This window comes from Luteimonas sp. 3794 (assembly GCF_031456825.1).
Taxonomy (GTDB): Bacteria; Pseudomonadota; Gammaproteobacteria; order Xanthomonadales; family Xanthomonadaceae; genus Luteimonas.
In genome coordinates this window covers 22,321-45,557 of record NZ_JAVDVJ010000016.1, presented here as the reverse complement: position 1 = coordinate 45,557, position 23,237 = coordinate 22,321, and the positions used below count along the sequence as shown (strand labels likewise).

16 protein-coding genes and 1 pseudogene are annotated in these 23,237 nt (G+C 66.4%); 11 read left to right on the top strand and 6 right to left on the bottom strand.

The annotated features are described in order from the left end of the window. Positions 1–29 precede the first annotated feature (29 nt). Positions 30–833: an amidohydrolase gene (locus tag J2X52_RS15975; RefSeq protein WP_310155612.1), complete on the top strand. Its 804-nt coding sequence runs from the start codon at positions 30–32 to the stop codon at positions 831–833. 420 nt (positions 834–1,253) lie between these two features. Here the strand turns inward: J2X52_RS15975 and fabR are convergent, their stop codons facing one another. Next, entirely contained in the window at positions 1,254–1,850 is a 597-nt protein-coding gene (gene fabR / locus J2X52_RS15970) for an HTH-type transcriptional repressor FabR (protein WP_310155706.1), read from the bottom strand. 192 nt (positions 1,851–2,042) lie between these two features. On the opposite strand from fabR, the gene J2X52_RS15965 reads away from it, so the two are divergent. Then, on the top strand, positions 2,043–3,131 hold the full coding sequence (locus J2X52_RS15965; protein ID WP_310155609.1) for a ferredoxin reductase: 1,089 nt from the start codon (positions 2,043–2,045) through the stop codon (positions 3,129–3,131). Positions 3,132–3,175: 44 nt separating this feature from the next. Beyond that, entirely contained in the window at positions 3,176–4,309 is a 1,134-nt protein-coding gene (locus J2X52_RS15960) for an acyl-CoA desaturase (RefSeq protein ID WP_310155606.1), read from the top strand. Positions 4,310–4,402: 93 nt separating this feature from the next. On the opposite strand, the gene J2X52_RS15955 is transcribed toward J2X52_RS15960, so the two are convergent. The 5 genes and pseudogenes from J2X52_RS15955 to J2X52_RS15935 form a co-directional block, all read right to left on the bottom strand. Continuing rightward, complete coding sequence (locus J2X52_RS15955; RefSeq protein ID WP_310155603.1) at positions 4,403–5,515, bottom strand: NAD(P)/FAD-dependent oxidoreductase; 1,113 nt, start codon at positions 5,513–5,515, stop codon at positions 4,403–4,405. Between the two features lie 88 nt (positions 5,516–5,603). Continuing rightward, positions 5,604–5,906, bottom strand: a complete 303-nt coding sequence (locus tag J2X52_RS15950) for a hypothetical protein (RefSeq protein ID WP_310155601.1) — start codon at positions 5,904–5,906, stop codon at positions 5,604–5,606. A gap of 206 nt (positions 5,907–6,112) precedes the next feature. Beyond that, positions 6,113–7,774 (bottom strand): pseudouridine synthase, encoded by a 1,662-nt coding sequence (locus J2X52_RS15945; RefSeq protein WP_310155598.1) that lies wholly within the window; start codon positions 7,772–7,774, stop codon positions 6,113–6,115. A 71-nt stretch (positions 7,775–7,845) separates the two neighbouring features. Further along, positions 7,846–8,664 (bottom strand): annotated as a pseudogene (scpB, locus tag J2X52_RS15940) (SMC-Scp complex subunit ScpB); the annotation flags it as partial. A gap of 28 nt (positions 8,665–8,692) precedes the next feature. Continuing rightward, positions 8,693–9,598, bottom strand: a complete 906-nt coding sequence (locus J2X52_RS15935) for a ScpA family protein (RefSeq protein ID WP_310155596.1) — start codon at positions 9,596–9,598, stop codon at positions 8,693–8,695. A gap of 389 nt (positions 9,599–9,987) precedes the next feature. Here J2X52_RS15935 and J2X52_RS15930 point away from each other — a divergent pair, with 389 nt between their 5' ends. The 8 genes from J2X52_RS15930 (at position 9,988) to J2X52_RS15895 (ending at position 23,081) form a co-directional block, all read left to right on the top strand. After that, positions 9,988–10,287 (top strand): YciI family protein, encoded by a 300-nt coding sequence (locus J2X52_RS15930; protein ID WP_310155593.1) that lies wholly within the window; start codon positions 9,988–9,990, stop codon positions 10,285–10,287. A gap of 143 nt (positions 10,288–10,430) precedes the next feature. Further along, a complete protein-coding gene (locus tag J2X52_RS15925) occupies positions 10,431–11,474 on the top strand; it encodes a LacI family DNA-binding transcriptional regulator (protein ID WP_310155591.1) in 1,044 nt (347 codons plus the stop codon). A gap of 217 nt (positions 11,475–11,691) precedes the next feature. Next, the gene (locus tag J2X52_RS15920; RefSeq protein ID WP_310155588.1) at positions 11,692–14,727 is read left to right on the top strand and encodes a TonB-dependent receptor; all 3,036 of its coding nucleotides are present in this window, start codon (positions 11,692–11,694) and stop codon (positions 14,725–14,727) included. A gap of 83 nt (positions 14,728–14,810) precedes the next feature. Continuing rightward, positions 14,811–16,478, top strand: a complete 1,668-nt coding sequence (locus tag J2X52_RS15915; protein WP_310155585.1) for a glucoamylase family protein — start codon at positions 14,811–14,813, stop codon at positions 16,476–16,478. Between the two features lie 139 nt (positions 16,479–16,617). After that, positions 16,618–17,892 (top strand): sugar ABC transporter substrate-binding protein, encoded by a 1,275-nt coding sequence (locus tag J2X52_RS15910; RefSeq protein WP_310155703.1) that lies wholly within the window; start codon positions 16,618–16,620, stop codon positions 17,890–17,892. Then, positions 17,882–18,760, top strand: coding sequence for a sugar ABC transporter permease (locus tag J2X52_RS15905; RefSeq protein WP_310155582.1), 879 nt, complete (start codon positions 17,882–17,884; stop codon positions 18,758–18,760). Before J2X52_RS15910 ends, J2X52_RS15905 begins: the two co-directional genes overlap by 11 nt. Further along, positions 18,757–19,608 carry a carbohydrate ABC transporter permease gene (locus J2X52_RS15900; protein WP_310155579.1) on the top strand — a complete coding sequence of 284 codons (852 nt, stop codon included), beginning with the start codon at positions 18,757–18,759 and terminating at the stop codon, positions 19,606–19,608. The genes J2X52_RS15905 and J2X52_RS15900 overlap by 4 nt, the downstream gene beginning before the upstream one ends. Positions 19,609–19,823: 215 nt before the next feature. Beyond that, the gene (locus tag J2X52_RS15895; RefSeq protein WP_310155576.1) at positions 19,824–23,081 is read left to right on the top strand and encodes a discoidin domain-containing protein; all 3,258 of its coding nucleotides are present in this window, start codon (positions 19,824–19,826) and stop codon (positions 23,079–23,081) included. Positions 23,082–23,237 lie beyond the last annotated feature (156 nt).

Sequence of the window (23,237 nt, the reverse complement as noted above, 5' to 3'; positions counted from 1 at the left end):
CGCGCGCATGCGATCCACAGGAAGCCGCCATGCAGAACCTTCGCGTCTCCACCGTCCAGGGCGCCACCGTCTGGCACGACCCTGCGGGCAATCGCGCCTACTACGGTGATCTCATTGCGCCGCTGCACGGCCGCACCGATCTGGTCGTGCTGCCCGAAACCTTCACCAGCGGCTTCAGTAATGACGCGATCGACCGCGCCGAAGACATGGATGGCCCGACGGTCGCCTGGATGCGCGAGCAGGCGGCTGCGCTCGATGCCGCAGTGACCGGCAGCGTGCAGTTGCGCGATGGCGACGGCGACGGCGTCTACAACCGCATGCTGTGGGCGACGCCGGATGGCGAGTTGCAGCACTACGACAAACGCCATCTGTTCCGCTACGCGAACGAACACAAGCGCTACGCCGCCGGTCGCGAGCGTCTGACGGTCGAGTGGAAGGGCTGGCGGATCAATCCGCAGGTCTGCTACGACCTGCGCTTTCCGGTGTTCTGCCGCAACCGCTTCGACGTCGAACGTCCGGACGGCCTGGATTTCGATCTGCAGCTGTTCGTCGCCAACTGGCCTGCCGCACGCGCCTACGCATGGAAGACGTTGCTGCGCGCGCGGGCAATCGAAAACCTGTGCTACGTCGTCGGCGTCAATCGCGTGGGCACCGATGGCAACGGGCTGGCGTATTCGGGCGACAGCGCGGTGCTGGACATGTTGGGCCAGCCGCTGAGCGAGTCGATGGACGAGGAAGTGGTATCGACGACGACGTTGTCGGCCGAACAGTTGCAGGCGCACCGAGCGCATTTTCCGGCGATGCTGGATGCGGACAGGTTCGAGATTCTTTGAGGTCCCGTGCCTCGCGCCGCTGTCGCTGATCGCTCACCGAATACGCGAAGCTCGTCGCCCCGGCGCAGGCCGGGGCCCAGCGCCTTCCATCGAGAATCCAAGGCCCAGAGATCCGTCGTCCCAGCGGCTTTCAACAGACGAACGTCTGGTCAAGCTGGAACCCATTTTGACTTTGAGTGCGCAGCGTTCTGATCACGCAAGTTGTCCCTGTCCCACATCGATAGTCTCTGGGCCCCGGCCTGCGCCGGGGCGACGAGCGGGTTGACGAAGCGCCGGCGAACGGCACGAAGATCAAAATGGATGACCAGCCATCCGGCCGTTGAAAAGGCGCTTCAAGCGTGCGCTGGAACGACGGTTCTGTTTCGGACAGATGGCCGCGCTTCAGAGTTTCTCGACAGGAAGCTGATCAACACCCCCGGATCACCGCGCGCCTCTCACCTTCCCCATCGCATGCGCACCCCGCAGCAGCATCCGGATCATGTGCGAGAGCTCGTCGACCAGCGCATCGTCACGTTCGGGCGGGGAATCGAGCGCCGTACCGCCCATGGCGAACACCAGCCGGGTGATCGCACGCGCGACCAGGCCGGGCTCGTGGAAGACGATTCCCTGAGCCGCGGCGATGCGCACCAGGTCCGCGCGCAGTTCGACTTCGAAGAACTGCAGCTGGCGGTCGACGGCGCGTTTGAACGCGTCCGAGCCGACCGTGCCTTCGCGCAACAGTACGTGCAGCAGCTTGTCGTCGGCGCGCAGCCGTTCCATGAACGCTTCGAGTGACCCGCGGACGATGCTGCGGCCGGCGACTGCACGCTTGCGGGCGTCACCGACGATATTGCGAAGGGATTCACCCGCCAGTTCGATCAGGGCGACCGCGAGCTCGTCCATGTCGTGGAACTGGCGATAGAAGCTGTTCGGCGCGATGCCGGCCTCGCGGGCCACTTCACGCAGGCTCAGGGTCGAGACGCTGCGGTGGGCGCCGGTCAAGCGCAGGGCCGCGGCGATCAGATCCTCGCGGACGATCGTCGGCTTGCGGCCGGCCTGGCTGTCCGATGCGCTCGGGCCGGAGTCGCCGCTGTCTGGTGCGAGGGTGGAGGCGGTCACGGGTGGCCGTCGAAATATGGGCTGCCAGCATACCAGCCACCATTAATGTACAACTGTATACACGGCTGTGCGGATGGGTGTACAGTGCCTCTCATGTCGACAGTCCACCCCATGAAGCCGTCCCGCCGCAGCCGCCTGCGCAGGCTCGCCACGCCGTTCGTCGTGCCGCCCGTGTTCGATTTCTGGGCGCAGCGCCTGCATCCGACGTGGAGCTGGGAACGCCCGCTGGCCCGCGTGTTGGCACACGCGCCGGCCGCGGCGAATGCGGTCACCCTGACGCTGAAGCCGAACCGCCACTGGACGGGCGCGCAGGCGGGCCAGCACGTGAATCTGACCGCAGATATCGATGGCGTTCGGATCACGCGCAGCTACAGCCTCGATGCGCCGGTCGCTGCCGACGGCCGCATCACGGTGACGGTCAAGGGCGTCGACGAGGGCCGCATGAGCCGCCATCTGCTGGCCTCTGCGCGCCGTGGTGACGTGTTCGACATCGGTCCGGCGTTCGGCGATCTGGTGTTGCCGGCGAAGGTTGATGGCGCCTGGCTGTTTCTCGCCGCCGGCAGTGGTATCACGCCGCTGATGGCGCTGGTCCGCCAGCTGGCCGGGCAGGGCATGCCGGTGCCGGTGACGCTGGTCTATTGGGCGCGCACCCGCGCCGAACTGTGTTTCGTCGACGAACTGCGCGCGCTGGCCGCACGTCATGCCGGTTTCGATGTGCGCTTCGTGCTGACGCGCGAGGCCGCGGTGGCAGACGACGAAGCCGCCGGTCGTATCGATGCCGGACTGCTCGACGCGCTGGTGCCGGATCTCGCCACGCGCCAGGTATTCGCCTGCGGCCCCGGCGGTTTCGTGGCGACCGCGATCGAACTCGTCGAAGGCCGCGTCCCCCTGCTGCGTACCGAGGCGTTCACCCCCCCGCCGCGTCCGCAGGCCGACGACAGCGGCATGGTCGAAGTCCGTCTGGCGCGCAGCGGTCGCGCACTGCAACTGCCGCGCGGCGTGCCGCTGCTGCAGGCGCTGGAAGCCGAAGGTCTGAAGCCGAAGTACGGGTGCCGCATGGGCATCTGCAACACCTGCGCCTGCGGCAAGGCGTCCGGCGCCACGCGCGATCTGCGCACCGGCGCTGCCAACACCGAGGCGACGGCCGCGCTGAAGCTGTGTATCAGCAGCGCCGTGTCCGACCTCGTGCTCGATCTTTGAACCACACCGTTTCGAAACACTTCGCTTCAGATACCGGAGCCGTCATGTCCAAGCTCACTGCCACGCGCCGCCTCTCCTCGCAGGAACTCGATGCCTTCGGCGCCGAGCTCGATGCGTTGCACACGCGCACGATGGCGCAGGTCGGAAAAGTCGACGCTGCCTATATCCGCCGTGTCGTGCGCTGGGTCCGCTACTGCGCGGTGCTCGGTCGCGGCCTGTTGTTCGTCGGTGCGATCGGCGGCGCGTTCGTGCCGTGGCTGTTGTGGCCGGCGTGTATCGCCGGCGTTGTGTTCCTGGCGCTGGCCAAGATCCTCGAGAACATGGAAGTCGGCCACAACGTCATGCACGGCCAGTACGACTGGATGCACGATCCAGAACTCGACAGCAACAAGTACGAGTGGGACATCGTCGCGACCGGCGACAACTGGCGCCATTCGCATAATTTCCGCCACCACACCTACACCAACGTCCGCGGCATGGATGACGACATCGGCTATGGCCTGCTGCGCATCTTTCCCGAACAGCGCTGGCGTCCGTTCTACCTGCTGCAGCCGGTGATCGCGGTGGTGTTCGCGCTGTATTTCCAGTGGGGCGTGGCGATCCAGGAGCTCAAGCTGGGCCGTTTCTTCGCCGGCAAGATGCCCAAGGGCAAGCTGGCGCGCGACTTCGCGCCGGTCGGCCGCAAGATGGGGCGCCTGATGCTGCGGGACTATGTGATCTTCCCGCTGCTGGCCGGTCCGTTCTTCCTGCCGGTGCTGCTGGGTAATCTGGCCGCCAACGGCATCCGCAACGTGTGGACCTACGTGGTGATCTTCTGCGGCCACTTCACCGCCGATGTCGAGACCTTCCCGAAAGAGAGCATCCGCAACGAGTCGCGCGGCCATTGGTATATGCGTCAGCTGCGCGGTTCGTCGAACATCGGCGGCGGCAAGGTCATGAACCTGCTGACCGGCAACCTGAGCCACCAGATCGAGCATCACTTCTTTCCCGACGTGCCGGCGCATCGCTACGCCGCGCTCTCGGTCGAAGTGCGCGAGATCTGCAAGCGCTACGGCCAGCCGTACAACACGGGTTCGCTGCCTCGCCAGTTCGGCGAAGTGACCTGGCGCATCCTGCGGCATGCGTTCCCGAGCCGTCCGCGCCGTCGCGCGCCGTCGGGCGAGTTGCAGGCCGCCTGATCCATCGCCGCATCGCGCGGTCACAGCGCGCCTTGCATGCCTCGAAACGCGTCCGCTCCGGCGGGCGCGTTTTCGTATGTGCGTTCCGGTGACTCAGACCGATGTGCGGCGTCGACCACGGCGATGGAAATAGACCTGCTCGGCCGCGCGACGCAGCAGTGGCGAGTGCAGCAGCAGGTTCACTGGCCAGTCCATCTGCAGATGATCGAAGGCCCAGCGCAGGCAGCGCTTCGCGCGGAAGCGCGGCGCTGCACGCTCGGCCATCTGTTCCGGCGCGACATCGGCGCCGATCCGGTGCTGCGCGATCGCAAGGCCGATCGCTTCGCCATGCGCCCAGGCCGAGTGGATGCCACCAGCGGTCAGTGGCGAAACGATGCCGGCCGCATCGCCGGTGAGGATCACGCCCGGCGCGGCGAGGCGCTGGACCGGACCGCCGCAGGGAATCAGGCCTGCGCGCGTCGCATCGGGCTGCAGTGTCGACGGCAAGCCCAGGCGTTCGCCGATGCGTGCGCGCAAGCCATCGATATCCGGCACGCCGTGGCGATCCGGGCGGTGCCGGAATGCGAGTCCCAGCTGTACGCCCGTCGGCGACTGCGCCGCCCAGCCGATGTAGCCAGGCGCGAGCGTGCGGCTGATGAAGCAGTGCAGGGCATCGGGCTCGGCCAGGGTCACGCCGTGGAACTCGTGCTCGACGCCATACAGGAACGCGTCGACCAGACCGAGACCGGCGCGCTGCGCCACGCGTGATTTCGCACCGTCGGCGCCGACCAGCCAGCGCGTGCTGCCGAGCCCTGCGATCTGCCAGCCGGTGCCTTCGCGGCGCGCATCGGTGAACGACTGCATCAGTCGCAGGTCGACACCGGCCTCGCGCATCTCCTCGGCCAGCCAGCGCAACACATTCGGCGTATCGGTGGTCAGGAACGCGTAGTCGTCGGCCTGCAATTGCAGGCTGTCCAGACTCGGCGCATACAACCGGACGCGCGGCACCTTGCGGACGAGCGCTGGCGGCATGCGACCGAGCCGCGTCTGCGAGAACGCTTCGGCGACGATGATGCCGGTCGTGTGCAGGCGGATGCCGGGATCGTGCTTGCGCTCGAGCACACACACCCGCAGGCCTGCCTCGCGCGCGGCGAGCGCGCATGCCGCGCCGGCGAAGCTCGCACCCACCACCACGAGGTCCCAATCGAATCGTGCGTAATCATCCAAACCTGGTGCCTCCATCCGCGAGCGAGGCGCCAGTGTCAGCCGCACGGATGGCGCAACCATGGCGCCGCGGTGAAGCGGGTATGAAGTCTCAGGCGCTGCGCGGCGGCAGCATCTGCTGTGTGGCCTGGCAGAGCCCGAACACGTTGCCTTCTTCGCTGCGTTCTTCCGCCGCGAGGTGCAGCACATTGCGCGTGCGGGCGACCAGGCGCGCTTCGCAGATGATGTGCGGCGTGTCCGACGCGACCGGCCGCGGGGACTGCGTGTTGAGCGTGGCGGTGACGCTGGGCGGTGCGATCAGACACGAGAACGGCCCGAGCGTGTTGTCGAGCGCGGCGACGATAAAACGCCCCTGCATGTCGAGCAGGCAGGCCGGCGGCAGCCTGCGGTGCATCGCCGCCGGCGCGTGCGCGCGGATCAGATGACCATGGGAGCAAAGAGTGTAGGAGCGCGCTTGCGCGCGATGGGGCTCTACCAGGCGATTCAGCTTTCCCGGCAAAGCCCATCGCGCGCAAGCGCGCTTCTACAGAATCGGTGCACCTGCAAACGAACACGGGGCCCGAAGGCCCCGTGCGTCAACGCTTCAAGATGAGCGCGCGATCAGCGACCGCCGCCACCGCCGCTGCGCGGGCCGCGGTTGCCACCGCCCGGCGGGCGTCCACCCGGGCCACGGTTGCCGCCACCGGGACCGCCGGGGCCACGTGCACCGGGGCCACCCGGACCCTTCGGGCCACGGTTGCCACCGCCTGGACGTGGACCGCGCGGACCGGCATTGGGATTGAAGCTGCCGGGATTGGCATGGTCGGACGGAAAGTTCGGTGCGCTGTCGGGGTGTCCGTAAGGCGCGCGCGGGCGACCCGGACCACCCCCGCCACCGGCCGGACGCGAGGCCCACGGGCCCTGTCCGCCACCACCACCGCCCGGACCCCGCGGCCCACCGCCGCCTGCGCCGCGCGGACCCTGTCCACCGCCGCCAGGACCTCCCGGGCCGCGCTTCTTCGCGCCGCCGGGACCGCCTGCGCCGCCGTAGGGCTTCTTCGGGCCGCGGCCGTCGGCATTGCGATGCCCGGTCGGACCGGTCTCCACGCCGTCGGGCACGTACCAGCTGCGGAACGCAGCGGGATTGCCTTCGGGCAGGGCGCGCGAGCCCTTGTCTGCGCGCTGCTTGAACGGCTTCTGCGACTGCTTGGCCGCGGCGTCGCCGCTGACCGTCAGGCCGCCGTGCGGCTTGCGCGGGCCACCACGACCACGGCCGCGGTCTTCGCGGACGTTGTCGAAGCGACGCAGCTCGCGTCCTTCGTCCGCGCCGCTGTTCTGACCGTTGACATAGGCCTTGCCCGCGCCCTTGCCCAGGTGCACGGTCGCCTTTGTGGCCTTGCGCTGGCCGATGACCGGCTGCAACGTCAGCGCCGGCGGCGGGCCTTCCTCGAGCTTGAGCTCCTTGCGCAGCGCTTCGACCTGCGACTCTGGAAGTTCCTGCGACTGGCCGCGCAGCAGCGGCTGCGGCAGCGTGACCTGACCGTAGCGCACGCGCTTCAGACGGCTGACCTGGCAGCCCTGCGATTCCCACAGGCGGCGCACTTCGCGGTTGCGGCCTTCTTTCAGCAGCACCTGGAACCAGTCGTGCGAATCGGTACCGCCGATGCGTTCGATCTCGTCGAACTTGGCCGGACCGTCTTCCAGCGCGACACCGCGCTTGAGGCGGTCGACGAGCTTGTCCGACACCGTCTCTTCGCCTTCTGGCGCGCGCACGCGGCACACGTACTCGCGTTCGACTTCATACGAGGGATGCATCATCGCGTTCGCGAGTTCGCCGTCGGTGGTCAGCAGCAGCAGGCCGGTGGTGTTGATGTCGAGGCGACCGACCGCGATCCAGCGCGCACCCTTGAGCGCGGGCAGGGCCTCGAAGATCGTCGGGCGACCTTCGGGATCTTCGCGCGTGGTGACTTCGCCTTCCGGCTTGTTGTAGATCAGCACGCGCGCCGGTTCGGTCAGCGCACTGGCGACGAACACCTTGCCGTCGAGCTCGATGCGGTCGCTGCCCTTGATCGACATGCCGGTCTGGGCGATTTCGCCGTTGACCTTGACCAAGCCGTCGGCGATGCGCTGCTCGAGCGCGCGGCGCGAGCCGAGGCCGGCCTGGGCCAGCACCTTGTGCAGGCGTTCCTCGAGCTTGGGTGCGGCATCCGCGGCCGGAGCTTCGCCGCGCTTGAGCGACAGCGGGGAACGGGCGGGTTTGTCGGAATTGCGTTGTTGCGTCATGAATGGCTCCGGTCGCTGTCGCCGTCTACGGCGAGGGCGTCTTGTGCGTTGGGTGATGCGGTGTCGTCGTCGGACGGGATGTCCGACGGGGTCTGGGTGTCGTCATCGGATGCGTCGCCGGCGGTTTCGCCGTCGTCGTCTCCGGGTGCTGCTTCGGCGTCCTGCACGTCGTGCGGAACGTCGTCGTCGTCGGTGATCTGGCTGCCGTCTTCTGTGTCGTGTGGTGTGTCGTCAGCGTCTTCGGGATCGCCATCGGCATCAGCCGCTGCGTCGTTCGCCGCGGCGTCACCTGACGATGCGAGACCGCCCACCGTGCGGTCGGCAGTCTCGGTGCCGGCGAAGCGCAGCTGCGGATCGAGCTCGGCAAAATCCTTGAGCTCCGACAGCGGCGGCAGATCGTCGAGACGACGCAGGCCGAAGTAATCGAGAAAGCCCTTGGTGGTGCCGAGCAGTTCCGGGCGGCCGGGCATGTCGCGGTGGCCGACCACGCGGATCCACTCGCGCTCCTCGAGCGCCTTGATGATGTTGCTGTTGGTCGCCACGCCGCGCACCTGCTCGATCTCGCCGCGGGTGATCGGCTGGCGATAGGCGATCAGCGCCAGGGTTTCGAGCGTGGCGCGCGTGTACTTGGTCTGGCGCTCGGTCCACAGCCGGGACACCCAGCCGTGCACGTCGCCGCGCACCTGGTAGCGCCAGCCCGAGGCCAGCTCCACCAGTTCCACGCCGCGCTCGGCGCAGGCGGCCTGCAGGTCGACGAGCGCCTGCTTGAGGCTGCCCTCGGGCGCGGGCTCGTCGAGCGTGAACAGCGTTTCGAGCTGCGCCACGGTCAGCGGCTGCGAGGAGGCGAGCAGGGCCGCCTCGACGATGCGGTTGATGAAGGTCTGGTCCATCGGGACGTTGTGGAGATCCGGTCGGTGGTCAGGACTGGGCGGGTTCGGGGACGTCATCGTCGAACTCGCTGGAGAAAGTAGTGGGCGGCGCGGCGCCGTCGGCATCGGCCAGCGACTTGATATAGATCGGCGCCAGCGGCGCCTCCTGCACGATGTCGAGCAGGCGTTCCTTGGTGAGCTCGAGGATCGACAGGAACGTCACCACGACGCCCAGCCGGCCTTCCTCGGGTTCGAACAGCGACTCGAAGCGGTGGAAATGACCACCGGTGAGCCGGGTCAGCACTTCGCCCATGCGCTGGCGCACGCTCAGCGCGTCGCGACGGATCGCATGGCCGGTGAAGAGCTCGGCGCGCTTGAGCACATCGTGCAGCGCCAGCAGCATCTCGCGCAGATCGACCGGCGGCGGGTCACGGTTGATCGGACGATCGGGCAATGTGGCCTGCGCCGGCGCGGTGTCGCGATCCTGGCGCGGCAACCGGTCGATGTCCTCGGCCGCCTGCTTGAAACGTTCGTACTCCTGCAGCCGGCGGACCAGTTCGGCGCGCGGATCGCCCTCGTCGAGTTCGTCGGCCGGCGGCCGCGGTAGCAGCATCCGCGATTTGATCTCGGCCAGGATCGCGGCCATCACCAGATATTCGGCAGCCAGCTCGAACCGCAGCTCCTGCATGACGCCGATGTAGGCGACGTACTGCCGGGTGATGTCGGCAACCGGGATGTCGAGGATGTCGAGGTTCTGGCGGCGGATCAGGTACAGCAACAGGTCGAGCGGGCCCTCGAATGCATCGAGGATGACTTCCAGCGCATCCGGCGGAATGTACAGATCCTGCGGGATCTGCAACACCGGCTGGCCATGCACCAGCGCCAGCGGGAATTCCTGCTGCTGCGGCTGGGCGGCAATGGCGGACGCCTTGGCGTCGGGTGCAGGCTGTGTCATTCGATAGGCAACAGCGGCGGGGCGCTCGGGCGCGGAAAATGGATCACGGACGGTGGATCGCTTGGCAGGGCGGGGCGACGGCTCGGTAGTCCGCGGCAAGCGGGTCCGGTCGGTTGCGCGGCTCGGGCCGGCGCGGGACAACGGTGGTGCGGCACATCTTCGTCTGGGTCGGTCGTCGCCAAGCGCGAAGCGCGTCTGCAGGCGGGGCAGGCGCGGAGATCGGAAGGGCGTTGGACCGGGCCGGTGGGGCGACCGCGTGCGGCAGCGTCTGGTGACGTGACGGGCGGCGAACTGGCCGGATGCTGGTGCACAGAGTACGCGGTGCCTGCCGGGCCTGTCCAGCGGGTGCGCTCGCTACACTGCGCGCCTCACGAACGGAGGGGATGCCCATGTGGTACGCGATCGAAGGCTATGACGGCGGGGACGTGCTCGCGCGCCGCGCGCAAGCGCGACCCGCACATCTCGCGCGTCTGCACGCTTTGCGTGATGCAGGGCGGCTGCTGCTGGCCGGACCGTGTCCGGCGATCGACGCCGAGGACCCGGGCCCGGCAGGGTTCAGCGGCAGCATCGTCATTGCCGAATTCGATTCGCTGGCCGATGCGCGCGCCTGGGCGGATGCCGATCCGTATGTGGATGCAGGTGTGTATGCGCGCGTCGAGGTGCGGCCGTTTCGGCAAGTGCTGCCGTAAGAAGCTTCTACACGATCACCGGAATAGTCAGCAGATCGCTGCAGATATAGTGCAGTGCAGCATCGATTCCGGCCCAAATTCGTTTACAGGGCCTTGTGGAAACGCTTACAGTCCGGCCCATCGCGGGAGCGGGAGGGAGCGGTTTGAGCGTAACGATCAAGGATGTGGCGAAAGCTGCCGGCGTGTCGGTTGCGACGGTTTCGCGTGCGCTCAATGGCCATCAGAACGTTGCCGAAGCGGTGCGCGAGCGGGTGCTCGCCGTCGCTGCGGAACTTCGCTACAGCCCGCATCATGCCGCACGCAGCCTCAGCAGCCGCAAGACCCAGACCGTGGGCGTCGTATTGCCAGACCTGCACGGCGAGTTCTTCTCCGAATTGATGCGCGGGATCGACCAAGTGGCGCGCACGCGCGGCCAGCATCTGCTGGTATCGAGCTACCACGGCAATCCCGAAGAGCAGGGCGCCGCGCTGCGAGCGATGCGCGGTCGTGTCGACGGTCTGCTGCTGATGTCGCCGTACGTGCAGGACGTCGATTTCCTCGAGCGCAACGTCGATGCCAGCCTGCCGATCGTGCTGATCAACGCCGCCCAGGGTCGCCCGCAGCTGTCGGTCGGTATCGACAATTACGGTGGGGCGCGGGCGATGGTCGCGCATCTGGTCGACGCGGGTTACAAGCGCATTGCCTTCATCGATGGTCCCGAGGACAACGACGATGCACGCGAACGCAAGCGCGGCTATCGCGATGCACTGGCCGCCGCGGGCGATGCCTACACGCCGTGGGAACTGCCGGGTCAGTTCGACGAGGACTCCGGGCATCGCGCGGGGCAGGCCTTGCTTGCACTCGATGCACGCCCCGACGCGGTGTTCGCGGCCAACGACATGATGGCGATCGGGTGTCTGTATGCCCTGGGGCGTGGCGGCGTACGTACACCCGCTGAGATCGCAATTGTTGGCTTCGACGATATTCCGCTTGCACGCTACGTTCACCCATCGCTCACGACGATGCGCGTCGACATCGCTGAACTGGGCGCGCGCGCGTTGAAAGCGTTGCTGGACATCGAGGCATCCACGGCCGTGAACAGGGAGACGCACGTCGCCCTGCTCCAGCCTGCACTCGTAATCCGGGATTCGAGTGGCACGGCAGCCGCCGCGTCGTCGTCCAGTGGAGAGCCGTCGACCCGGTCATGACCGGGTCAACGTCAGCGCCTTGGGAGGGGTTGCATGACATCAGGTCCGATACCGACGCATCACCGTGTGTGCAGGGGCGCACGCGTGACGTCGCATGTTGGCGAATGTGTCGTGAGTCGCTCCGACGGACGTTCGAGGTGACACCGCTGCTGTGCAGCACGCAGGACGACGGGCACGCCGTTCGAATCCGATATATCCCCTGATAGAGACCGACGACATGACACACACCGACACCCGGCCGCGCGCCTTCTCGCGCTCACTCCTCAGTCTCGCGCTGGGCGGCTGTCTGGCGATGGCAGCGCCAGCGCTGATGGCGCAGTCGACATCGGCCACGATCCGCGGCCAGGTGATGGTGGACTCCGCGCCGGCTACAGAAGCGCGCGTGACCGCGGTGAACACGGGCACTGGCTTTACCCGCAGCGTCGGCGTGAGCGCGAATGGCAGCTACAACCTCGCGGGCCTGCCGCCGGGCACCTATCGGCTGCAGGTCGAAGCGAACGGGCAGAGCACATCGCAAACGGTGATTGTCGCGATCGGCCAGACCGCCACGCTCAACCTGGGTGTGGGCGGTGTCGCCGAAGCGGCGCCGGCGGGCGAAGCCACCGATCTCGATGCAGTGACCGTCACCGCTGACGTGCTGGTGGAAACCAAGACGTCGGAAATCGCGACCTACGTGTCGCAGAAGCAGATCGAGTCCTTGCCGCAGAATTCGCGCAACTTCCTCGCGTTCGCCGACACCGTGCCGGGCATGCAGTTCATCAACTCGCCCAACGGCACTGAGTCACAGCTGCGTAGCGGCGCGCAGGGTTCAACCAATATCAATGTGTTCATCGATGGCGTCGGCCAGAAGAACTACGTGACACCTGGCGGTATCACCGGCCAGGACGACAGCCGCGGTAATCCGTTCCCGCAGTCGGCGATCGGCGAGTACAAGGTCATCACCTCGAACTACAAGGCCGAGTACGACCAGATCAGCAGCGCGGCGGTGACTGCGGTCACCAGGTCGGGCACCAACGATTTCAGTGGCAGCTTCTTCTATGACCGCACAGCGAACGAGTGGTCGGCGCGCACGCCGCGCGAGATTGCGGACGGCGTCCAGCAGAAGCAGGTGACCGAGCAATACGGCGTCACCTTGGGAGGCCCGATCATCCAGGACAGGCTGCACTTTTTCGTGGCTTACGACGCCAAGGATTTCGTCGTGCCAAAGGACGTGCGTCCGCCGACGGTGTTCGATCCCGCGGTGCTTCCGCAGGAACTGGCCGCGCTTTATGGCGGTTACAGCGTGCCGTTCAACCAGGATCTCTATTTCGGCAAGCTCAGCTTGCAGCTGGCCGAGGCGCATCTGATTGAACTGTCGGTGCGTCATCGCGCGGAAGACCAGATCAATCCAGGCAGCGAAATCAGCACGCCGTCGTTTGCAACCAACATCACCAATGACGAAACGCGCGTCGATCTGCGTTACCAGTTCAGCTCGACCGACTGGTTGAACGACGCACACGTCACGTTCGAGGACGCTGCCTACAACCCGGTGCCTGTCACCGCGGCGCCGGGCAGGCGCTACACGATCGTCGATCCCAATAATCCCGCCAGCCTGCGCCTCGGCGTACTGAATGTCGGCGGGGGCCCGAATTTCCAGGACAAGGGGCAGCGCGGTATCGGCCTGCAGAACGATCTGACGTTCTTCGGCTGGGAAGGCCACACCATCAAGATGGGCGTGAAGTACAAGCAGGTGGATCTCAACGCCTTTCAGCAGAATCCGCCGTTCCCGCAGTACTTCTACGACGTCAACGAGAGCCTGACGCAGCCCTACGCGATCACGTTTTCCGCGCCGCTTGAGGGCCGCAGCCCGAATGTGGAATCGAGCAACAAGCAGTTCGGTATCTACATCCAGGACGACTGGGAGGTCACTGACCGCCTGACGTTGAATCTCGGTCTGCGTTGGGATTATGAGGACAATCCCAGCTATACCGACAACGTGATGGACCCCGGGATCGCGGCGGCAATCCGCGGCTGGAGCAATCTCGACAATGCCGATTACAACCGCGAGGACTTCATCAGCAACGGCCAGAACCGCAGGAACCAGAAGAATGCCTGGCAGCCGCGTCTCGGCTTCTCCTACGACCTCAGCGGCGACGAAACCCACGTGCTCTTCGGTGGTGCCGGTCGCGCATACGACCGCAACATCTTCGACCAGATGGCGCGCGAGTACTACGGCGGCGCGTTCACCAGTTACGAAATCCTGTTCGATACGCCTCTGCATCCCTGCGATTCCGCGACATCGTCGAACTGCCTGCCGTTTGATCCGGTGCTGCTGACCCAGGAAGGTGTCGACGCGTACACGGCGGCGAATCCGCGTTCGGGCGGTGAGGTATACGCGCTCAACAATAATCTCAAGACGCCGTACTCCGACCAGTTCAGCCTTGGCATCCGCAGCCAGTGGATGGTGATGGGCCATAACTGGAGCACCTCAGCGACGCTCGCACACATCCGCAGCTACGACGGTATCTATTTCCGCCTCGGCAACCGTTGGGATGACGGCAGTTTCCACCGCAATCCAGGTGCTGCAGATGCCACTTGGGGTGGCGTGCCGTTCACGCAGGGAATTCCCGGCTACGGCAGCTGGATCCTGGGCGACAACGGGATCGAGTACAGCCTCAATTCGTTGCTGCTGTCGCTCGACAAACCCTATACCGAAGACTCGGGCTGGGGCTTCAATGTCGCCTATACGTTCAGCGACGCCGAGGAGAACCGCACGGATGCGTCGACGGGTGAGTCCTTCTACTTCGACGGCGCGCGGGTGGATCAGCGCTTCTACAACTCTACTGGTGTGGCCAAGCATCGCCTGGTGCTGTCGGGCATCTACGAGTTGCCTTGGCAGACCACCTTCAGCGCGAAGCTGGTGCTTGCCAGCCCGACGCCGCGCAGTGCGACCAACTGTGTTGCCAACCCGGCCCCGGGCAATCCCTACTGTTTCTACGATCCCTACACGCCCGATGGCACTTTCGGCTTCAAGCAGTTCGATTTCTCGCTGGAGCGGCGCTGGGACACCGGAACGGATCTCTCGTTCAAGGTCCGCGCAGACGTGCTCAATGCGTTCAACTGGCGTAACTGGAACCAGTACGACCTCAATCGGGGCGGCTGGGGCATCAACGATCCGGCGTTGGACGTGAACCAGAATTTCGGCACCCGTAGTGGCAACGAGATCCTGCTGCCGACGCGTACGTTGAAGCTGTCCTTCGGTATCGACTGGTAAAAACCCGCTGCCGGTCCCCTTCGGGGTACCGGCAGTTTTATACTGGCCCCTGTAAACGATTTCAGCGCGAGGTTTCCTTCACGATGCAATCCCGTCTCCGTGCGTTCCAACTCCTGATTTTCGTCGCGCTTGCCGCGTTGTTCCTGGCTGGCTGCGGCGAGCGGGCACCTGCCGAACCCGATGTGCCGCCGCCGAAACCCGGCCCCATCGCGCAGGTGCCGGAGGTGGTTGCGCCGGTGGAGGAAGAGGTGAAGGGACCGCCCGAACTGCCGCCGTTGTTCGCCGACATCGAGCGCCGTACGTTCCAGTATTTCTGGGACACGACCAACGAGGTCAACGGTCTGACGCCCGACCGCTTTCCGTCGCGTCCGTTCTCCAGCGTTGCCGCGGTGGGCTACGCGCTGACCGCGTATCCGATCGGCATCGAGCGCGGATGGGTCAGCCGCACGCAGGCGGTGGATCGCACGCTGACCACCTTGAAATTCTTCCGGGACGTGAAGATGGGTCCGCAGGCCACCGGCACCGGTGGTCACCAGGGCTTTTTCTATCACTTCATCGATATGCAGGACGGCCATCGCTTCGAGCCATGGGTCGAACTGTCGAGTGTCGACACCGGCCTGATGATGATGGGCGTGCTGTTCGCGCAGTCGTATTACGACCGCGACGATCCGCGCGAAGCCGAGATCCGCAAGCTCGCCGACCAGCTTTACCGCAATGTGCGCTGGCCGTTCCTGCAGCAGCGTGCGCCGCTGATCTCGATGGGCTGGTATCCCGAGAGCGGCTTCATCGAGCACGACTGGACCGGCTACGACGAAGCGATGCTCGTCTACATCCTGGCCCTGGGCTCGCCGACGCATCCGGTCGGTCCGGAAGCGTGGGAAGTGTGGACGCGCACCTACGACAAGTCCTGGGGCGTGTTCCGCGGCCAGGAATACCTGAGCTTCGCGCCGCACTTCGGCCACCAGTACACGCACGTGTGGGTGGATTTCCGCGGCATCCGTGACGATTACATGCGCCGCCGCGGCATCGACTACTTCGAGAACAGCCGCCGTGCGACGTATGCGCAGCGCCAGTACGCGATCGACAATCCGATGGGCTGGAAGGAGTACGGCGAGAACGTCTGGGGGCTGACCGCCAGCGACGGACCGCAGCGTACCGACCAGGATTTCAACGGCGAGCAGCGCGAGTTCCGTCACTACAGCGCCCGTGGCGCAGGCCTCGATGTCGCGTTCGACGACGGCACCATCGCCCCGACCGCCGCCGTCGCGTCGCTCGCGTTCGCGCCTGAGATCGTGATTCCCGCGACCGAGGAGATGCATCGTCGCTATGGCGACTATCTGTATTCGAGCTACGGCTTTCTCGACTCGTTCAATCCGAGCTTCACCTACGAGGACGTGCCGTTGAAGACCGGCCGCATCGTGCCGGGCAAGGGCTGGGTGGCCAGCGACTACATCGCGATCGACCAGGGGCCGATCCTGGCGATGATCGCCAATTACCGGAACGATTTCGTCTGGAACGTGATGAAGAAGAACCCGTATATCCGCGCTGGCCTGGAGCGTGCGGGCTTCACCGGTGGCTGGCTCGCCGGCGAAGACGAGCCCAAGGATTCCGGCCCGCCGGATACCGAGGCCGCGACGGCGCGTTCGATGGGGATTGCGGAATCTCGCGCTGCCAACCAGCGGGCCGATCGCGATGGTCGCGCGCCTGCACCGGCGCCGTCGCGTGCGTCCGATCCGGTCCCGGCGGAGTAAGCGCTTGCACGCATTCCGACGCGATCCGGACGCGCTTCGTGTGTCTGCGGCGCTGCGCTTCGTCTGCCTGGTGCTCACGCTCGTGTTGCTCGCAGCCTGCGCGCGGCGCGACGAGCAGACCGTCGTCCGCTTCTGGGCGATGGGCCGCGAGGCCGAGGTCGTGTCGGAACTGGTGCGTGAATTCGAGCGCGAGCATCCGGACATCCGGGTCGAGATCCAGCAGATTCCATGGACGTCGGCGCACGAAAAACTGTTGACTGCGTTCGCGGCCGATGCGCTGCCCGACATCTGCCAGCTCGGCAACACCTGGGTGCCGGAGTTCGCGGTGCTCGGCGCACTGGAACCACTGCAGTCGCGTGTCGATGCATCCGATGTCATCGAGGAATCCGACTACTTCCCCGGCATCTGGCACACCAACGTCGTCGACGACACGCTGCTGGGCGTGCCGTGGTACGTCGACACGCGCCTGATCTTCTATCGCAAGGACATCCTGGCCGCGGCCGGCGTCGAAACGCTGCCGCGCACATGGCAGGAGTGGGAAACCGCGATGGCGGCGGTCAAGGCACACGTCGGCCCGGACCGCTATGCGGTGATGCTTCCGCTCAACGAGTTCGAACAGCTGCTGTCGTTCGGCCTGCAGCAGAACGATCCGCTGCTGCGCGACGACGACAGTCGCGGCAATTTCACCAGCCCGGGCTTCACCCGCGCGCTGGGCTTCTACACCAACATGTTCGAGCAGGGCTGGGCGCCGCGGATGTCGGAAACCCAGATATCCAACGTCTGGGACGAGTTCGGTCGCGGCTTCTTCTCGTTCTACGTGTCCGGTCCCTGGAACATCCGCGAGTTCCGCGATCGCCTGCCGGCCGAGCTGCAGGACCAGTGGGGCACCGCGTCGCTGCCGGGTCCGGACGGTCCGGGTGCGGGCATCGCCGGGGGCACCTCGCTGGTGATGTTCCGCGACTCGCCGAACAAGGACGCGAGCTGGCAGCTGATGGAATTCCTGTCGCGGCCGGAGATCCAGCAACGCTTCCACGCGATGATCGGCAACCTGCCGCCGCGTCGCAGTACCTGGGAATTCCCGCAGCTTCGCGAGGACCCGTATGCGCAGGCGTTCCGCGACCAGCTCGAACGCGTCGAGCCCACGCCCAAGGTGCTGGAGTGGGAGCGGATCGTGCAGGAGATGCGCCTGATGAGCGAACGCGTGGTGCGGGGTGGCATGGCGCAGGACCAGGCGCTGCAGGCGCTCGACGCGCGCGTGGACACCCTGCTCGAGAAACGCCGCTGGGTGCGTGAGCGCGAAGCGGAAGAAGGTGGGTCCGTAGGAGCGCGCTCGCGCGCGAATGGCCCTATCGGGAACGCCTCAAGCGCCCCCCCACCAGAGCAGACGAATTCCGGGGCCGCCCATGCGCGCTAGTACCGCAGGCTGGATCTTCGCCGGGCCGGCGCTGATCGTGCTCGGCATCTTCTTCGGCATTCCGGTGGCATCGGCGTTGCTGCTGAGCCTGACCGACTTCGATCTCTACGCGCTGTCGGACATGTCGAACCTGCGCTTCGTCGCGCTCGGCAATTACTTCGATCTGCTGCAGACGCCGCTGTTCTGGAAGTCGCTCGGCAATACGGCGTACTTCGTCGTCATCGGCGTGCCGCTGTCGATCGGCGTCTCGCTCGGCGCGGCCTTGCTGCTCAACGCCAAGGCCGCGCGCTTCAAGGGTCTGTTCCGCACGGCGCTGTTCGCGCCGGTGGTGACGACGCTGGTCGCGGTCGCGGTGATCTGGCGCTATCTGTTCCACACCAGCTACGGCCTGGTGAACTGGGCGCTCGGCCATATCGGCATCGCGCCGGTCGACTGGCTGGGCGATCCGGCGTGGGCCATGCCGACGATCATCCTGTTCGCGGTGTGGAAGAACTTCGGCTACAACATGGTGATCTTCATCGCCGGCCTCGCCGCGATTCCCGAAGACCTGTACGAGGCCGCGCGTATCGACGGCGCCTCGCGCTGGAAGCAATTCGTCCACGTCACGTTGCCGATGCTCGGCCCGGTGTTGTTGGTGGTCGCGGTGATCACCGTGTCGGGCTACTTCCAACTCTTCGCCGAGCCTTACGTGATGACGCGTGGCGATCCGTTGCAGAGCACGGTCAGCGTGCTGTACTTCATGTACGAGGAAGGCTTCATGTGGTGGAACCTCGGCCGCGCATCGGCAGTGGCGTTTATGCTGTTCCTGATCATCCTCGGCGTCACCACATTGCTGCTGCGCTTCGGGCGCAAGCGGGAGCTGGTATGAGCCGGATCGCGGCGTATCACGAAGTCGGCGCGACGCGCTGGTCGGCCTGGGCGGTCAACGCTGCGCTGGTCGCACTGGCGATCGTCGCGCTGGCGCCGCTGGCGTGGATGCTGTCGGTCTCATTCATGCCCACCGGCGAAGCCAGCGGATTTCCGCCGCCGCTGTTGCCGTCGGCGATGTCGTTCGACAACTACCACGAGCTGTTCGCGCGTGCGGGCATGGGGCGCTATTTCGCCAACAGCCTGATGATCTCGGCGGCGATCACCCTCGGCGCGCTGCTGATCAACACGATGGCCGGTTACGCTTTCGCCAAGCTGCGCTTCAAGGGGCGCGAACGGATCTTCCAAATCCTGCTCGCTGCGCTGGTGATCCCCGCGCAGGTGGCGATGCTGCCGTTGTTCCTGATGATGAAGGGCCTGGGCCTGGTGAACAGTTTCGGCGCAGTGGTCATCCCGGGACTGGCGACGGTGTTCGGCATCTTTCTGGTGCGCCAGTACGCGCGTTCGATTCCCGACGAACTGCTCGAAGCCGCGCGCATCGACGGCGCCGGCGAGATGCGGATCTTCTTCCAGATCGTGTTGCCGATGCTCAAGCCGGTGCTGGTGACGCTGACCATCTTCACCTTCATGGCCGCGTGGAACGATTTCATGTGGCCGCTGATCGTGCTGACCGACCAGACCAACTACACGCTGCCGGTCGCGCTGGCGGCGCTGTCGCGCGAACACATCCAGGACGTCGAGATGATGATGGCCGGCGCCGTCGTCACCGTGATCCCGGTGCTGCTGCTGTTCCTCGCGCTGCAGCGCTACTACATCCAGGGCCTGCTGCTCGGCAGCGTAAAAGGGTGAGCCGACGCGCTTGCGAACCATTGGTTCGCGCGTCGGCGAACGCCCGGCCAGGGATGGCTGGGCAGGCCTTTCCGGAGCCGAGAGTGTCGCGCCATGGATGGCAGCGGGATCGTGTCGAGTGCGGCCATTAGGCCCCTGAAGCGCGCGACTCGATCGACACGCTTTTCCAGATCAAACCGCAACACCCGAATCAAACCACGGAGCCAACGCACCGCATGAAGATCCTCGACACCCGCGCCACGCGCGCGCCTGCCGACACCGACATGACGCTGGCTGACGTCGCCACCGCGTCGTCCGACCGTTGCCGCATCGCGCGCGTCGCAGGCATCGCCGCGTTGACCACCGCGCTGGCGGCCTGCAATGTCTCACCGACGCCGACCGGCGACGCTGCCGCGACCGCAGCAGGTGAGGGCGTCCGCATCCTCGACGATTTCGAAGATCCATCGACGTGGACCGTCGTGGCCTCGAACCAGGTCACCGGCACCTTGCGCCAAGTCGATGTCGACGGCGGCAAGGCGTTGTGCTTGGACTACGACTACAACGGCGTGTCCGGCCATGTCGGCATCCAGCGCGATCTCAAGATGGAATATCCGGAGAACTACCGCTTCGCATTCCGCATGCGCGGCGAGTCGCCGGCCAACGATCTGCAGTTCAAGGTCGTCGACGCCAGCGGCGACAACGTGTGGTGGGTCAACCGGCCGAAGTACGATTTCCCGAACGAATGGACCGATATCCGCTACCGCAAGCGCCACATCGACAAGGCCTGGGGTCCGGAGCCGGACAAGACGCTGCGCGCGAGCGAGAAGCTCGAGTTCACGATCTACAACAACGCCGGCGGCAAGGGCACGGTCTGCTTCGACCAGCTCACGTTCGAAACCCTGCCGCCCGACGACACCTCGCCGTTGACTGCCAGCGCCGCCTCGACCACGACGCCTGACGGCGTTGACAACGTCGTCGACGGCAACGCGCAGAGCGCGTGGACCACCGCCGCGGCGCCGCAGAACGTGGTGCTCGATCTCGGTTCGCTGCGCGAGTTCGGCGGACTGCGCCTGCAGTGGCAGCCGGGTCGTCACGCGTCGAGCTACGCCGTGTCGCTGTCCGCCGACGGCGAGCAGTGGACCCAGGTGCGAGAGGTGACCGTAGGCAATGGCGACATCGACTGGCTGGCGCTGCCGGAAGCCGAGGCGCGCTACATCGGTCTCGATCTGCGCGGGGGCCCCGTCGACGGTTTCGCGCTGGCGGAGGTTGCGGTGCAGCCACTGGCGATGTCCGAACATCCGAACGATGTACTCGAAGCGGTCGCGGCCGACCGGCCCAAGGGCCAGTTCCCGCGCGGTTTCAGCGGCGAACAGGCGTATTGGACGATCCTCGGACTCGATGGTGGCCTGCAGCAGGGCCTGATCGGCGAGGACGGTGCGATCGAAGTCGCTGCTGGCGGGTTCTCGATCGAACCCTTCGTGCGCGTCGGCGACACGCTGGTGACCTGGGCGGACGCGAAGATCGAGCAGACCCTGCAGAACGACTACCTGCCGATTCCCAGCGTCGACTGGAGCCACGAGGCGCTGGGCCTGCGCGTGACCGGGTTTGCCCGCGGCACGCCGGAGGATTCGCAGTTGGTCGCGCGCTACCGGCTCAGCAATCCCGGCGGTGAGGCGCGCGATTACCAGCTCGCGCTCGCGGTGCGCCCGATGCAGGTCAATCCGCCGACCCAGTTCCTCAACATCATCGGCGGCGTCAGTCCGCTGCGCCAGCTCGCCGTCACCACCGACGGCGTGCGCGTCGACGGCAAGCCGCGCGTGTTCGCGCGTCAGCCGGCGCAGGCCGCGTTCGCGACCACGTTCGATGCGGGAATGGACGTCGAACACCTGGCGACCGGCACCTGGCCGACGACGACCGAGGTCGAGGATCCGCAGGCGTTCGCGTCCGGCGCGATGGTCTACACGGTGCGGCTGGCGCCGGGCGAGTCGCGCGAATTCGATCTGCTGATTCCGATGACCGGCGAGATGGCGGCTGCACCGGCGAACTGGAACCCGCAGTCGATGCAGGACACGGTGGCGGGCGAATGGCGCGGCAAGCTCGACGAAGTGGGCTTCGACGTGCCGGCCGCGGGCAAGGATCTCGCCGACACGCTGCGGACGTCGCTGGCGCACATGCTGATCTCGCGCATCGGGCCGCGCCTGCAGCCGGGCACTCGCTCGTACGCGCGCAGCTGGATCCGCGACGGCGCGATGATCTCCGAGGGCCTGTTGCGCATGGGCCGTCCGGAAGTGGTCAAGGACTATGTGGAGTGGTACGCGCCCTACCAGTTCGACAACGGCAAGGTGCCGTGTTGCGTCGATGACCGCGGCAGCGATCCGGTGCCCGAGAACGACAGCCACGGCGAGCTGATCTTCAACATCGCCGAATACTGGCGCTACACCGGCGACGACGCCTTCCTGCAGAAAATGTGGCCGCACGTGCTCGGCGCGTACACCTACATGGAAGAACTGCGCGCCAGCGAGCGCACCGAGGAAAACCGCAAGGTCAACGCGGCGTTCTACGGCATGATGCCGGCCTCGATCAGTCACGAAGGCTATTCGGCCAAGCCGATGCATTCGTACTGGGACAACTTCTGGGCGCTGCGCGGCTACAAGGACGCGGTGGAAATCGCCGAAGCGCTGGGCAAGCCGGACGACGCCAGGCGCATGGCCGCTGCGCGCGACGAGTTCCGCGTCGACCTCGATGCCTCGCTGCGCAACGCCGCCGAGCAGCACGGCATCGACTTCCTGCCCGGCGCTGCCGAGCTCGGCGATTTCGATGCGACCTCGACGACCATCGCGCTGGCCCCGGGCGGCGAGCAGGGCCGCCTGCCCGAGCCGCTGCTGACCAACACCTTCGAGCGCTACTGGACCAAGTTCACCGACCGCCGCGACGGCCGCGAGCAGTGGAAGGACTACACGCCCTACGAGTGGCGCAACGTCGCCGCGTTCGTACGCCTGGGCTGGCGCGAGCGTGCGAACGAGGTGCGCGAATGGTTCTTCGGCCATCGCGCGCCGCAACCGTGGAACCAGTGGGGCGAGGTGGTGACGCCGACGCCGCGCGTGCCGTTCTTCCTCGGCGATCTGCCGCATGCCTGGGTGGGGTCGGATTTTGTCCGCTCGGCGCTGGACATGTTTGCCTACGTGCGCGAAGTCGACGACAGCCTGGTACTGGCCGCCGGCGTGCCCGCCGAGTGGTTGAACGAGGGCGTCGCCTTGCGTGGCATGCGCACGCCGCAGGGCACGGTGGGCTATTCGCTGCGCCGCGAGGGCGATGCACTGCTGCTCGACATCGCGGCCGGCAGTGGTCTGCCCAAGGGCGGCCTGGTGCTGCAGTGGCCGTACGAGAGCGTGCCGGGCGCGACGACGATCGACGGCCAAGCCGCGCAGTGGGACGGCAACGAACTGCGCATCACGCGTGCAGGCGCAAAGGTGCGGGTCGCGGGCGCGGGCTGAGACGCGAGGCCTGCGGACGCGGGCGTTCGCGGCAATTGTTGTAGGCGCGCGCTGGCGCGCGATGTGGCATCCACGGGAATTTCCATCGCCCGCCAGCGCGCGCCTACAGAAACATTTCGAGGGGAGGGGAGTTCGATGAAGACCCAGACGTCGACG